General features: G+C 73.1%; 7 protein-coding genes. 3 read left to right on the top strand and 4 right to left on the bottom strand.

The annotated features are described in order from the left end of the window. Window positions 1-147 precede the first annotated feature (147 nt). A complete protein-coding gene (locus ACLQ2R_RS23690) occupies window positions 148-1,356 on the bottom strand; it encodes a LuxR C-terminal-related transcriptional regulator (protein WP_425962676.1) in 1,209 nt (402 codons plus the stop codon). Window positions 1,357-2,014: 658 nt separating this feature from the next. Between ACLQ2R_RS23690 and guaB the strand changes: the two genes are divergently transcribed. Next, window positions 2,015-3,496 carry an IMP dehydrogenase gene (gene guaB, locus ACLQ2R_RS23685; RefSeq protein WP_425962674.1) on the top strand — a complete coding sequence of 494 codons (1,482 nt, stop codon included), beginning with the start codon at window positions 2,015-2,017 and terminating at the stop codon, window positions 3,494-3,496. A gap of 70 nt (window positions 3,497-3,566) precedes the next feature. Further along, window positions 3,567-4,685: a GuaB3 family IMP dehydrogenase-related protein gene (locus tag ACLQ2R_RS23680; protein WP_386236463.1), complete on the top strand. Its 1,119-nt coding sequence runs from the start codon at window positions 3,567-3,569 to the stop codon at window positions 4,683-4,685. 120 nt (window positions 4,686-4,805) lie between these two features. Here the strand turns inward: ACLQ2R_RS23680 and nagA are convergent, their stop codons facing one another. Continuing rightward, entirely contained in the window at window positions 4,806-5,942 is a 1,137-nt protein-coding gene (gene nagA / locus ACLQ2R_RS23675) for an N-acetylglucosamine-6-phosphate deacetylase (RefSeq protein ID WP_425962672.1), read from the bottom strand. Window positions 5,943-6,204: 262 nt separating this feature from the next. On the opposite strand from nagA, the gene glpD reads away from it, so the two are divergent. Then, window positions 6,205-7,947, top strand: coding sequence for a glycerol-3-phosphate dehydrogenase (gene glpD, locus ACLQ2R_RS23670; RefSeq protein ID WP_425962670.1), 1,743 nt, complete (start codon window positions 6,205-6,207; stop codon window positions 7,945-7,947). A gap of 373 nt (window positions 7,948-8,320) precedes the next feature. On the opposite strand, the gene ACLQ2R_RS23665 is transcribed toward glpD, so the two are convergent. Together ACLQ2R_RS23665 and ACLQ2R_RS23660 are read right to left on the bottom strand one after the other, a co-directional pair. After that, window positions 8,321-11,227, bottom strand: coding sequence for a M36 family metallopeptidase (locus tag ACLQ2R_RS23665; protein ID WP_425962668.1), 2,907 nt, complete (start codon window positions 11,225-11,227; stop codon window positions 8,321-8,323). Between the two features lie 201 nt (window positions 11,228-11,428). Beyond that, window positions 11,429-13,849, bottom strand: coding sequence for a beta-propeller domain-containing protein (locus ACLQ2R_RS23660; RefSeq protein WP_425962666.1), 2,421 nt, complete (start codon window positions 13,847-13,849; stop codon window positions 11,429-11,431). Between the last annotated feature and the right edge of the window lie 155 nt (window positions 13,850-14,004).

Raw genomic sequence — 14,004 nt, 5'->3', positions numbered from 1 at the left:
CGTCCCCGGGCGGGGCGGACCCCGTGCCGCCAGGGGAGGTCTCCCCGGTCGAGTGCGGGCCCGGTCCTCGCACCGCCGGGAACCTCTCCCGGCCGAGGGAGGACCGGAGACCCTCGGGCCCCAGGCGAGCCGGAGGGTCCCGGGGCTCTAGGAGAGCCAGCCGCGACGGGTCGCCTCCGCGCCCGCCTGGAAGCGCGACTGCGCGCCCAGTTCGTTCATGGCGTCGGCGAACCGGGCCCGTACCGTACGGACCGAGACGCCCAGGTGCCGGGCGATCAGCTCGTCGGAGACGCCCTGAGCGGCCAGGCGCAGCACCTGGATCACCACGTCGTCGCGGTACGTCCAGGGCAGCGCGGACGCGCGGGCCCACAGCTCCTCGAAGAACGAGTCGAGCGCGGCCACCACGACGGGTGCCCGGACCAGGTGGAAGTTGTAGGCGTTCTCGGAGAGGGTGCCGCCCCACTGGGACGGCATGCCGGCGGCCCCCTCCCCGGCGACCAGGAACCAGCTCGGCACCGCGTCGAGGGTGCGCACCTGTGCGCCGGCCCGCTCGAACCGGTCCAGCTTGTCGCGCAGACCGGGAATCTCCAGCGTGTTGACCGGGATGACGACCCGGCAGGAGAGCAGGCCGGCGTGCTGGGCGCCGATCCACTGGTCGGCGTAGCGGTGCGCGAAGTCGCTCATCGTCCGGCCGTCCGGGATGGCCGACAGCAGCGTCAGCGGAGGGGCCTGCACGGCCATCCCGATCACGCTCTCGTGGAACTCGTCGGCCCCGCCGACGACCTCCACCGGGAACCGGCCGCTCTGGTGGTCGTGCCCGGCGTCGTACTGGTGGATGAAACCGCGGATCGATCCGAGCACGCGGTCGATCCCGCGGCTCTCGGCGGCCAGCCGGTCCAGCCTCTCGGCGATCAGGTGCCCGAGGGCGGCGGCCGGGTGACGGGCGAGGTACTCGCCGCCCTGCTCGTCGACCACGCCCAGCCGTACCAGGGTGGCCAGCTCGCGGGCGGTCGACTCCGGTGAGCCGTCGGTGGCCTGGACGAGGTCGGCGCGGGTGGCGCGGTGCAGGCGCAGGACCGCGTTGTACAGGATCGTCTGGTCCGGGGTGAGCCCCAGCGTCTCCAGCGGACCGGACGGGCCTGAAGGACCGGATGAGCCTGAGGGAAGGGCTGAGCCTGAGGGAACGGACGGGCCGGACGGGTCCGAGGAGCCGGGCCGGGTGACCCGGCCGGACGGCGCGAGGCCGCCGGAGCGGGGAATCCGGCCGGGTGACCCGAGTGACCCGGACGGGCCGGACGGGCCGGACGGGCCGGGGGGCGCGGGCATGACGGGCGGGATGGATGTGTCAGGACGCATCAGTGAGGGACTCCTGCAGAATGACACGGGGGTCTGGCGAGAATAGCCCGGTGAATCATCCCTGTCCGGGCGTTGCCGCTACCGGCATGCCGCCACGTGCAACTTCGTGCAACTGCACGTTTGTCCATTGCCGGATGAACCTACCGTGACACACCCTTGACGCAGCGTCGGTACCGGCGCGGATGACGCCGCCATCCGGATGCGAGGGGGGTCCGATGGCGCCGAGGCGCTCCGTGACGGTACCGATGATCCGGGGGACCGAGCGGGTCACCGACCGCTCGGCCCCCCGGCCTCTTCTCGCTCCCCGGTGACCCCCGGCCGTCTCGCGGGCCGCGTCCCCGCTTCCGCGAGTGTGGCCCGCGGGCCCGCTCCAGGAGGCGGCCGGGTCTCCGGGGAGCGGCCGGGTCTCCGGGGAGCGGCCGGCCCCGCCTCGCGACGGCCGGCTCTCCCCTCACCGGGGTCCGTTCGACCGGAACCGTCCAGGACCGGGCACCGCCGAGGGCGCGACGGCCCTTTTTCCCCTCACCGGGGCCTGTTCAATCCTCCCGGCGGCGTGTTTTTCCCCCGGGGGAGGCCGGGCCGGTGCCAGACTCTAAACTGTGAGCCGGGGGCCGGCGCCTTTCCCCGTCATGAGAGCGCCGTGGCAGGAGGGTTGCTGATGGCCAAGTTCACCGAACCGGGGCTCACGTACGACGACGTGCTCCTGGTCCCCGCCTATTCCGACCTCCAGCCGGGTGAGGCCGAGACCGGCACGCGCCTGTCCCGGGGCATCACCCTGAGGATCCCGCTGATCTCCGCGGCGATGGACACGGTGACCGAGGCCCGCATGGCGGTGGCCATGGCCCGCCAGGGCGGCATCGGCGTCCTGCACCGCAACCTCTCGATCGAGGACCAGGCCCAGCAGGCCGACCTCGTCAAGCGCTCCGAGGCCGGGATGGTCACCAACCCGGTCACCTGCTCACCCGACGACACCCTCGCCGACGTCGAGCGCCTCTGCGCCACGTACCGGATCTCGGGCGTCCCGGTGACCGACGAGACCGGCGTGCTCGTCGGCATCGTCACCAACCGCGACATGCGCTTCGAGAACGACCACAGCCGCCCGGTGCGCGAGGTCATGACCCCGATGCCGCTGGTCACCGCGCCGGTCGGGGTCTCCACCGACGACGCGTTCGACCTGCTCAGGCACAACAAGATCGAGAAGCTTCCGCTGGTGGACGCCGGCGGCCGGCTGCGCGGGCTCATCACCGTCAAGGACTTCACCAAGAGCGAGAAGTACCCGATGGCGACCAAGGACGCCGACGGCCGGCTGGTCGTGGGGGCGGCCGTCGGCGTCGGGGGCGACGCCGACAAGCGGGCCGCCGCGCTGATCGAGGCCGGGGTCGACGTGCTCGTGGTGGACGTCGCGCACGGCCACTCCAAGGGGCTCGCCGACATGATCGCCAAGATCAAGGCGAACAGCCGGGTCGACGTGATCGGCGGCAACATCGCCACCCGCGCGGGCGCCCAGATGCTGATCGACGCGGGGGTCGACGCGGTCAAGGTCGGGGTCGGCCCCGGCTCCATCTGCACCACCCGGGTGGTCGCCGGGGTCGGCGCCCCGCAGGTGACGGCCATCCACGAGGCGTCGCTGGCCGCCGGTCCCGCCGGGGTGCCGGTGATCGGCGACGGCGGCCTGCAGTACTCGGGGGACATCGTCAAGGCCATCGCGGCCGGGGCCGACTCGGTCATGCTCGGGTCGCTGCTGGCCGGCTGCGAGGAGTCCCCGGGTGAGCTGATCTTCATCAACGGCAAGCAGTTCAAGTCGTACCGGGGCATGGGCTCGCTCGGCGCGGTCCGCAACCGGGAGCGGGGCGGCACCTCCTTCAGCAAGGACCGCTACGCCCAGGCCGACGTCGGCACCGAGGACAGGTTCATCCCCGAGGGCATCGAGGGCCAGGTCCCCTACCGGGGCCCGGTCGCCGCGGTGGCCCACCAGCTCGTCGGCGGTCTCCGCCAGGGCATGTGGTACGCCGGCTGCCGTACGGTCGCCGAGATGCACGACCGGTGCGAGCTGATGCCGATCACGTCGGCGGGCCTGAAGGAGAGCCACCCGCACGACATCCAGATGACGGTCGAGGCCCCCAACTACCACGGTCGTTAGAGCAGCGGCGGGCACGGCGCGCGGGACTCACCACGCGCGCCGTATCCGCATGAACGATGAAGGCAGGCATATGACTCAGGTGGAGATCGGCCGCGGCAAGAACGGCCGTCGTGCCTACGCGCTCGACGAGATCGGCATCGTCCCCTCGCGCCGGACCCGCGACCCCGAGGAGGTCTCGATCGCCTGGCAGATCGACGCCTACCGCTTCGAGCTGCCCGTCGTGGTGAGCCCGATGGACAGCGTGGTCTCGCCGCGGACGGCCATCGAGGTCGGCAGGCTCGGCGGTCTCGCCGTGCTCGACCTCGAAGGACTCTGGACCCGGTACGACGACCCGATGCCGCTGCTGGAGGAGGTGGCCGCGCTCAAGGGAGAGCCGGCCACGAAGCGGCTCCAGGAGATCTACAACGCGCCCATCAAGGAGGAGCTGATCGGCCGCCGGATCGAGGAGATCCGCGCCGCCGGGGTGGCCACGGCCGTCCGGCTCTCCCCGCAGCGCACGGTCCAGTACCACAAGGCCGTCATCGACGCGGGCGTGGACATCTTCGTGATCCGCGGGACGACGGTCTCGGCCGAGCACGTCTCCGGCAGGGCCGAGCCGCTCAACCTCAAACAGTTCATCTACGAGCTCGACGTGCCCGTGATCGTCGGGGGGTGCGCCACCTACACCGCGGCGCTGCACCTGATGCGGACCGGCGCGGCCGGGGTGCTCGTCGGCTTCGGCGGCGGCGCCTCGCACACCACCCGCACGGTGCTGGGCGTGGTGGTGCCGATGGCCACCGCGATCTCCGACGTGGCCGCGGCCCGCCGCGACTACATGGACGAGTCGGGCGGGCGCTACGTCCACGTCATCGCCGACGGCGGCATGGGCACCTCCGGTGACATCGCCAAGGCGATCGCGGTGGGCGCGGACGCGGTCATGGTCGGCTCGCCGCTGGCGCGGGCCTCCGAGGCCCCCGGCCGGGGCTTCCACTGGGGTTCCGAGGCGCAGCACCCCGAGCTGCCCCGGGGCAAGCGGGTCGAGTTCGGCACGGTCGGTACGCTGGAGCAGATCCTGCAGGGTCCCTCCTCGGTGGCCGACGGCTCGATGAACCTGATGGGCGCGCTCAGGCGCACCATGGCCACCGCCGGATACTCCGACCTCAAGGAGTTCCAGCGCGTCGAGGTGGTCGTCGCCCCCTACGTCACCTGAGCCGCCCCTCTCCTGCCGCTCGCGCCTCTCCGCCACCCGGGCCGCCCTTCCGTCACGCGAGGGCGGCCCGCACCGGGCGGGCCGGCGGTTCGTGACCCGCCGGGCGGGCGGCCCGGCGGGTCAGCGGGGTTCGGTGATCCAGGAGCCCCGGCGCATCACCCCGGAGACCTCCAGGTCACCGGAGAGCACCACCAGGTCGGCCTGCCTGCCGGCCGTGACCGAGCCCAGCCGGTCGTCCAGGCCGAGCACCCTGGCCGGCGTCAGGGACGAGATCTCGGCCGCCTCGGTGAGCGAGAGCCCCACCTCGCGCACGGCACGCCGGAACGCGACGTCCATGGTCAGGGTGCTGCCCGCGATGGCGCCGCCCTCGGCGAGCCGGGCCACCCCGTTGACCACGTTCACGCTCATCGGGCCGAGCCCGTAGACGCCGTCGCCCATCCCGGCCGCGGCCATCGCGTCGGTGATCAGCGCGGTCCTCGCGGGACCCGCCGTCGTGAAGGCCAGGCGGGTCATGGCCGGGTGCAGGTGGACGCCGTCGTTGATCAGTTCGACCGTGACGCGCTCGTCCTGGAGCAGGGCGGCGATCGGCCCGGGGTCGCGGTGGTGCAGCGGGGGCATCGCGTTGTACAGGTGGGTGGCCACGCTGCAGCCCGCGTCGATGCCCGCGATCGTCTGCTCGTAGCTCGCGTCGCTGTGGCCGAGGGCGGCGATCACGCCGTTCGCCACCGCCTCCCGTACGGTGTCCAGCGCGCCGGGCAGCTCGGCGGCGAGGGTGACCATCCGCACGTGGCCGCGCCCGGCCTTGAGCAGCCAGGTGAGCTCCCGGGGCGAGGGCTCGCGCAGCAGGGCCGGGTCGTGCGCCCCGCACCGGGCCGAGGAGATGTAGGGCCCCTCGAAGTGGATCCCGGCCAGCAGGCCGTCCTCGCACAGCTCGGCGAGCGCCGACGCCGCGGAGGCCAGGTCGTCCAGGGGGGCGGTGACCAGGCTGGCGACGAGCGTGGTGGTGCCGTGCAGGGCGTGCAGGTCCGCCACCAGCCTCGCCTGCGCGGGATCTCCCGACGGGAAGGAGCCGCCCGCCCCGCCGTGGTTGTGGATGTCGACGAAGCCCGGCACGACGTACCGACCGGCCAGGTCCAGCCCTGGTCCGGGGGCGCTTCCCTGGCCCACGTGGGTGATGCGTCCGTCCTCGATGGTCAGCCAGCCCTCGTGGACGCCGTCGGGGGTCACGACGCGGGCGCCGGCGAGTGTGATGCTCATGGCCCCATCCTTCCGGGTCCGCGGACGGACCCGTTCCCGGCACGACCGCCGGGCGTTTCCGTCCGATGATCCCGGCCCGCTCCGCCCGGTACTCCCGGTATGGTCCTCCCTGCTCCAGACCGTCCGGTCTTTTCGCTGCGGTGTTCGTCGTGCTGTGATGGGAATCTCGCCTGCCGTTTCCTACCCGCCGGTAGTGGTGTGCCTAGGGTAGATGGGTAGATACATCACGTAAGGCGACAAGCCGCACCCCAGGGGGTTGCACATGACGGCGCGAATGGGCACCGGACGGCTCGGCCCTGCCGAGAGAGCCGCCGCACTGGCGCAGATGAGCGCCGAGGAGCTCGACGTGGTGGTGATCGGAGGCGGGGTCGTCGGCGCCGGGGTCGCGCTGGACGCGGCGACCCGGGGACTGTCCGTCGGGCTGGTGGAGGCGCGCGACTTCGCCTCCGGCACCTCGTCCAGGTCCTCCAAGCTGATCCACGGGGGGCTGCGCTACCTGGAACAGCTCAACTTCGACCTGGTCAGGGAGGCGCTCCAGGAGCGCTCGCTGCTGCTGCAGCGGCTCGCCCCGCACCTGGTCCGGCCGGTGCCGTTCCTGTTCCCGCTCAAGCACCGGATCTGGGAGCGGCCCTACGTCGGCGCGGGCCTGGTGCTGTACGACACCATGGGCTTCTCCTTCGGGGGCACCCGGGGGATGCCCGGCCACCGGCACCTGTCGCGCAAGCGGGCGCTGCGGCTGGCGCCCTCGCTGCGCAAGAGCTCCTTCACCGGCGCCGTGCAGTACTGGGACGCCCAGATCGACGACGCCCGGCACGTGATGACCACTCTGCGGACCGCGGCCATGTACGGGGCCAGTGTGGCCTCCAGGACGCAGGTGGTGAGCTTCCTGCGCGAGGGGGAGCGGGTCACCGGGGTCCGGGTGCGCGACCTGGAGAACGGCGGCGAGATGGAGATCCGGGCCCGCCAGGTGGTCAACGCCACCGGGGTGTGGACCGACGATCTCCAGGAGATGGCCGGAGGGCGGGGGCAGATCCACGTACGGGCCTCCAAGGGCATCCACCTGGTGGTGCCGCGCGACCGGATCCACTCGCTCACCGGGATCATCCTGCGGACCGAGAAGTCGGTGCTGTTCGTCATCCCGTGGGGCCGTCACTGGATCATCGGCACCACCGACACCGCGTGGGAGCTGAACCGGGCCCATCCGGCGGCGTCGCGCTCCGACATCGACTACGTCCTCGACCACGTCAACGAGGTGCTGGAGGTCCCGCTGACCCGCGAGGACGTCGAGGGCGTCTACGCCGGGCTCCGGCCGCTGCTGTCAGGGGAGTCGGAGGAGACCTCCAAGCTCTCCCGCGAGCACGTGGTGGCGCATCCGCTGCCGGGGCTGGTCATGGTCGCGGGCGGCAAGTACACGACGTACCGCGTCATGGCGAAGGACGCGGTCGACGCGGTGGCCCACGGCCTGGACTACCGGGTCCCGCCCTCCTGCACCGACCGCGTCCCGCTGGCCGGGGCCGAGGGCTACCAGGCCCTGTGGAACTCCCGCCACCGGCTGGCCCAGTCCTCCGGGCTGCACGTGGCCAGGATCGAGCACCTGCTCCAGCGGTACGGGTCGATGATCGACGAGGTCCTGGCGCTGATCGAGGAGGACCCCTCGCTGGGCAAGCCGCTGACCGGGGCGGACGACTACCTGCGGGCGGAGGTGGTCTACGCGGCGACCCACGAGGGCGCCCGGCACGTGAACGACGTGCTGACCCGGCGCACGCACATCTCGATCGAGACCTTCCACCGGGGCCTGGCCGTGGTGGACGAGGCCGCGAAGCTGCTCGCCGGGCCGCTGGGCTGGGACGACGACCAGGTCAAGCGCGAGGTGGAGTACTACACCAAGCGCGTGGAGTCCGAGCGCCTCTCCCAGGAGCAGGACACCGACCAGGAGGCCGACGCCATCCGGCTGGGCGCCCCGGAGATCGTGCCGGTGGCCACCCCGGAGAAGCACCGGGTCTGACGTCCCGGAATCGCGCGTTCCCGGGACGCGCCCGGCCCGGCGTCCCGGGAACCGGGTGTCCTCGGGGCGAGCCCGGCGTGCCGGGAGCCGGGTGTCCTCGGGACGAGCCCGGCGTGCCCGGAACCGGGACGGATCGGGCGCGTGAGAACGGAAGCGGCCCCCCCCGGGGGGGGGGGGGGCGCGGTCGCCGGGGCGGGGCCCCCCCGCGGCCGCGGGGGGGCGGGGCGGGGTAGCGGGGGGACCGCGGGACCGCGGGCGGGCGCGCACCGGGGAGGGTGCGGGGCGTTCCCCCCGACCGCGCCCCGCCCGGCGGCGGCGGGGGCCGCGGGCGCCGTGCGCGCCACCCGCCCCCGGGGGGGGTGCCCGGTCCGGTCTAGCGGGTGAACGCCTGGAACTCGGCCGCGCGCAGCTGGTCCCTGGCGGGGCTGGCGGTGGCGCAGTCGGTGGCGGAGTTGGGGTCGGCGTCCTGCTCGCCGGCGTAGAGCGGGTTGCCGGTGCACTGGGTGGAGACGGCCCGCAGGGTCAGGTGGGTCGCCGTGGTGGTCGGGATGCCGAAGGACTTGATGATCAGGTCGGCGCCGCGGGGACGCGGCAGGGTGGTCTTGAAGGCGTCGGCCGGGCTGGTGTAGACGACCGAGAAGGACGCCGGCGAGGAGCAGTCCTTCTTGGTGGAGTCACAGGCCAGGACCTCGAAGGCGCGCAGGGCGCTGAACCGGTTCTGGGCGCCGGGGTCGGCGGTGTCACCGGTGTTGGGCCGGAGCATGGCGCTGACCTGCACCCGGCGGACCTTCACCGGGGAGGTCCCGGCCAGGTCCACGGTGACGGCCTTGCCCTTGACCGGCGCGGTGAGCGAGGCCCAGTTCGTCGCCTCGGTCTCGTCGATCAGCAGGGCGTGGTTGACGCCGTCACCGGTCGCGGTGGCGCCCAGGGCCGCCGAGGCGACGTTCTTGGGCACCGACACCGGCAGCGGCAGCTTCACGCCGGGCAGCACCGCGAACTTCAGGCGGGTGTGCCCGTAGCCCTTGCCCGCGATCACGAAGTTGTAGATCCCGGGGGTCATCTTCGCGGTGTCGCCGAGCTCGGTCGCGGGGTCGGTGTCGGCCACCGGCACCACGCGGCCCTCGTAGTCGCCCACGTAGAGGCGGAGCGCGGCACCCTTGGCCTCCAGCAGCGGCTTGAGCTGGAGCTCGCCGTTCTTGCCCGACGGGTTGACGAAGCTCGGCGTCGGGTCGGGGTCGTTCGGCCCGACGCTGGTGGCACCCTCACCGAGACCGTGCTCGGCGAAGGCACGCCACATGATCGCCTGGTTGGCCCCGCCGAAGCGGATGGCGTCGGCCGCGAGCAGCGCGTCGCGGTGGTCGACGTAGCTGACCGCGCCGGAGGCCATCAGCAGCAGCGCGTCGAAGGAGACCTGGGCCCAGCGCCGGTTGCCGGGGCACTGGGTGAGCGGGGTCGCGCCGTCGGCGCACGCCTTCTGCCTGGCCGGGGTGCCCTGGCCGTACTTCTGCACGAAGGCCTTGCGCACGTCGAACTGGGTGGCCGACCAGATCTCGCCGTCGGCGTGCACCTGCTGCCCGACGATGTCGTAGGCGATGTCGCTGTAGTTCAGCGGCGAGGTGGACATGTCGTAGTTGCGGATTCCGGCCTTCTTGTCGCCGGTGACGTAGCCGCCGGTGACGTACGGGGTGTCGCCCGCGGGACGGAAGCCGTACTCGGACAGGTACTCCATCGCGAACAGGTCGGAGGTGCTCTCGTTCATGGCCCCGGCCTGGGCGCCGCTCCACCCGGCGTTCGGGCCGCCGATCATGCGGCCGGAGATCGCGTGGGTGTACTCGTGCCCGATGACCGACATGTCGTAGTCGCCGTCCACGCAGGGTGCGTAGAACGCGCCCGCGACCGGCTGCCAGAGGTACATGTTCGTGATGGGCGCGACCCCGTCGGGGCCGGTGATCTGGTTGGCGTTGTCGCGCACGCTGAGGACCCGGGCGCCCGCCTGGGCGTTGCCCTGCTCGGGGTCGCCGCCGAGGCCGCCGCGCTCGCCGTTGTCGTTCTGCATGTTCCACGCGGTCTCGGTGAAGCCGAGCCGGTAGGACCAGTCGTGCATGCGGTTGTGCATGACGTGCAGGTTGGTGATGGCCGCTTCGAGGTCGGCCTCACCGGGCTGGTCCAGCGACGCCGGGTCGCACTTGGCCGTGTGCCACTTGTTGGTCCACGGGTAGGCGTACTCGCGGCTGGGCGTGTTCACGTTGCTGCGGGTGCCCACCGTGTACGCGTCGCCGCTGGCGCGGTTCTCCACGGTCCTGGCGGCGTTGCCGATGCTGGTGAACGTGGGGGTGCCGGTGGTGTGGTCGAAGTCCCACGGCTTGCCGGTGGCCGGGTCGGCCCCGATCACGTCGCAGCCGGGGCCGGCGATGGAGCACCACGTGGCGCGGGTGTCGGTGGAGGAGTAGTCGGCCGGGGGGTTGGCCGGGAACGCCTCCCAGCGCGGGTCGTCGGGCGCGGAGTGGTGGTCGACCAGGTTCTCGCGGGTCAGGATCGCGCCGCTGACCGCGTCCACGTGCGTGGTGTACCCGGCGGGCTCTCCCTGGCCGCCGCCGATGAGGACGACCTGGAACGCGTTGTGCGTCCCGTCCGGCGCGGGCACCGCCACGGCGGTGGCCTTCTTGACCGTGGCCGTGGCCAGGTCGATCCCGCCGTCCCTGGCCGCGGCCTCCAGCGCCTGCTGCTCGGTGATCCGGGCGGCGGGGGGCGCCTGCGAGGAGCGGGAGAGGGTGGAGGTGACGTGCAGGACCTTGCCGCCCTTCACGCCGACCACGACCTGCCCGTCCACGCCCGCGGGCAGGTCGCCGAACTTCTGCCTGAGCAGTACGGCGTGACCGTCCCCGATGGGGTTGGCGGCGACCTTCTCCAGGGCGTCCACGGCCTCGGCGGAGAGGCCGAAGAGGTTCTCGTTCGCCTTGAGGTAGGCGCGTGCGGCGCGCTCGGGGTCGGCGCCCAGCCCCTCGGCGAGGGGGGCGGAGTCCGTGACGACGGCGGGGGTGCCGAGAGCGTTCCAACGGATCGTCGCGGTGCTCGCCATCGATCGGGCGGACGACGACGGGGGTGCGACGCTGCCGCGCCGGTTGTCCAGGTCGGGTTTGGCGCCGTGTTCGGCCTGGAAGTCGAGGGCCTTGGGGGGCTGCCCTCCGGGCTCTCCCTGGGCGATTCCCGGGAGGGAGAGAGAAAGCGCCGCCGTCGCTGCTGCGACGACGGTGAGGCGTAACCGGGAGTTGGTCGGCACCGATCCTCCTGCGCAGAGATGGCCGTCGTTGGCCATGGCACACGCGGCACGCGTGTGTTGCGCAAGAGGTAACACCTATTCAAGTGACATGACAAGATATTGTAAAGGGGGGTATGTCGGTGTAATAGAGGGCCTACGGGGGCGGGGGAGACGCGCCCCGGCGGGTGGGCCGGAGCGCGTTCCCACGGTCGGGGGCGCGTGTCAGGAGAACGGGATCCAGGCCCGTTCGGCCAGGCCGTCGAGGGTGTTGACCTTGAGGCCGAGGTCGGAGAGCGTCCACAGGTCGTCGCCGATGACGACCGAGCGGCGGATTCCCGGATCGTAGGGGGCGAAGCGGCTGTCGTCCGTCCGCTCGGGCCCGGTGTGCAGGATCGTGCCGACCCGGGTGATCGCGGTGTCGTCGATGTCGAGGACCAGGGCGGCCCCCGTGGTCGGCTCGCCGGCCTTCCAGGAGCTCAGCGGGAGGACCGCCGTGCCCGTCTTCGGCCAGTACAGGAAGGCGTGCGGGTCCCACTCGGCCTCCGAGCCGGAGTCCTTCTGGAACATCTGCGACAGGCGGCGCGGGGCGGCCGGGTCGCCGACGTCGAACAGGGAGACCTGGGTGCCGAGCGTGCGGCCCTGCTCGCTCGCCTCCTGGCCCACGCCGATCAGCCGCCCCTCACCCGCCGGGTGCAGGTACGCCGAGTAGCCGGTGATCTTCAGCTCGCCGGTCGCCCTCGGCGCCGCCGGGTCGCGCAGGTCGAGCGTGTAGAGCGGGTCCACCTGCCGGAACGTCACCACGTAGCCGGCCGGGCCGGCGAAGCGCACCGAGTAGATCCGCTCACCCCGCCCGAGTCCGCCGACCTCACCGGTCCTGGCCAGGGTGTCGGCCTTGAGCACGTAGACGGCGCTGGAGGTGTTCGGCGCGCCCGGAGGCTCGACGGCCGGGTCCACGGCCGGGTCCACGGCGGGGTCGACGGTCGTGGTGGTGGCGGGGGTGGAGGCCGGGTCGGTGGACGCGCCCGCGGACGGGGTGGCGGGCGGGGCCGCGGACGGGGGGGTGGGGAGCAGGGTCAGGGTGGTGGCGACCCGCAGGTGCCCCTCGTGCTCCGACAGGGAGTACTGGTTGAGCAGCCTGCCCGGCACCTTGCCGGAGGCGACGTAGCGCGGCGCGCCGGGCGCGGTGACGTCGAACCGGTGGATCTCCGTCTCCTCGGGGGGCTCGACCCGCTCGGCCGTCCTGGTGGGCAGCGTCGCGGTGGCGGTGGGCGAGGGGCCGGGGGTTCCCGGCGTGACGGCCGGGGGCTCGGCAGGGACCGGCGAGGTGACCGGCGCGCTCGGGGGCGGCCCGGAGGAGGCGGCGGAGGTGCTCGGGACCGGTTCCGGCAGCAGGCTCGGCTGCGGGTCGAGGCCGGCGGCGGCCGGGACCATCGGGGCGTCCGGCGCGGCGGCGGTACCGGTCGCGGCGGTCGTGCCGGGTGCGGCCGTCGAGACCGCCGGGGTGGCCGGGGTCATCGGGGACGTCATGGGTGAGCGGAGGACGGGAGGCGTGGGCGACCCGGTGGGGGTGGCGGCCGGGGCCGTCGAGGCGTCGTCGACGATCATCGGCTCGATCGGCATGGGCGACCACCAGCGCGGGTTGCTGGCCACGTACAGGCTGGAGCCCGTCCCGTAGACGGTGTCGCCGTCGGCGACCACGCTGATCGGGGCCGTGTCGGTGAGCGCCCCCGCCAGGTCGAGGGTGTGCACGGTCAGCATCGACGTGCCGGTGTACTCGGCGGGGTGGCTGACCCGCTCGCACCCGACGGTGCGCTTCGAGGCCTTCCCGCCGGTGGGCGTCAGCTCGTAGCCGGGCAGCCACGCCTCGATCGGCGCCTTGGCGACGACCTCCGCGTTCCGCCGGGTCCGCTCGTTCTCCGGCACGTCACCGTGGTCGGGGAACTCGATCCGAGGCTGGCTGCGCACCACGAGCCGCACGGTCGAACCGATCATCCGGGCGTCCACGTGGGAGCCCTCCGGGGTGAGCGAGCCGATCGTCTTCGGCTTCCCCGACAGGTCGACGAGGACGTAGTGCGGCCCGGCGGTCGCCGCGCGCTTGGACGTCGCGCCGAACGGGACGATCCCGCCGCCGGAGAACAGCACCAGCGCCCGGTCACCGCTGACCAGCAGGTCGGCCGGGGCCCACACCTGCTCGGCGTTCACCAGCCTGAGCGTGCCGGTGGTCTTCCTGGTCGCGGCGTCCACCACCCGCAGCACGCCGCGGTTCACGGTGACCACCCGCTCACCGTCGGTCTTGACCAGGTCCGGCTCGTCCACCCCGGCCTCGTGCACGTTCGTGGTGGAGTGCTCGGGCGCCCCGGCCGCGCGCTTGGCGGAGCCGGCGGCGTCCTGCGCCTCGGCGTACAGGACCGGCGGGGCGCCGATGCCCCAGGGGCCGACGTTCCTTGCGGTGGCCGCGCGCAGCCCGGCCAGCATGTCGTCGCAGCCGCCGTAGGAGACCAGTGTGACGGCGCCCAGCCTGACGGTGCCGGGTCCGGCCGGTTCCGTACGCCCCGCGCCGCCACCGGTCCCCGCCGGGGTGCACGCGGTGGCGAGCAGGGCGGCGGCCAGGGCGGCCGCGCAGGCCGCGCCGGCCGTGCGCATCGATGTCCTCATGCCCCTACGACGGATCGCGGGGACGAGCGGTTCAACGCGGCGGCTCGGGGGTCGAGCGGTTCAACGCGGCGGATCGCAAGGGCGGTCGGCACGGCGGATCGCGGGGACGGGGGTTTCGACGCCTTGCTACCGGTTGGTAGCCA

It is taken from the genome of Streptosporangium sp. DT93 (assembly GCF_049844535.1).
Classification (GTDB): domain Bacteria; phylum Actinomycetota; class Actinomycetes; order Streptosporangiales; family Streptosporangiaceae; genus Streptosporangium.
This window is presented reverse-complemented; position numbering and strand designations above follow the sequence as displayed.

Excerpts from the sequence above, each read along its gene's own strand:
- guaB (WP_425962674.1), top strand. The coding sequence starts at position 2,015 with ATGGCCAAGTTCACCGAACCGGGGCTCACGTACGACGACGTGCTCCTG.
- ACLQ2R_RS23690 (WP_425962676.1), bottom strand. The coding sequence starts at position 1,356 with ATGCGTCCTGACACATCCATCCCGCCCGTCATGCCCGCGCCCCCCGGC.
- ACLQ2R_RS23680 (WP_386236463.1), top strand. The coding sequence starts at position 3,567 with ATGACTCAGGTGGAGATCGGCCGCGGCAAGAACGGCCGTCGTGCCTAC.
- nagA (WP_425962672.1), bottom strand. The coding sequence starts at position 5,942 with ATGAGCATCACACTCGCCGGCGCCCGCGTCGTGACCCCCGACGGCGTC.
- ACLQ2R_RS23660 (WP_425962666.1), bottom strand. The coding sequence starts at position 13,849 with ATGCGCACGGCCGGCGCGGCCTGCGCGGCCGCCCTGGCCGCCGCCCTG.
- glpD (WP_425962670.1), top strand. The coding sequence starts at position 6,205 with ATGACGGCGCGAATGGGCACCGGACGGCTCGGCCCTGCCGAGAGAGCC.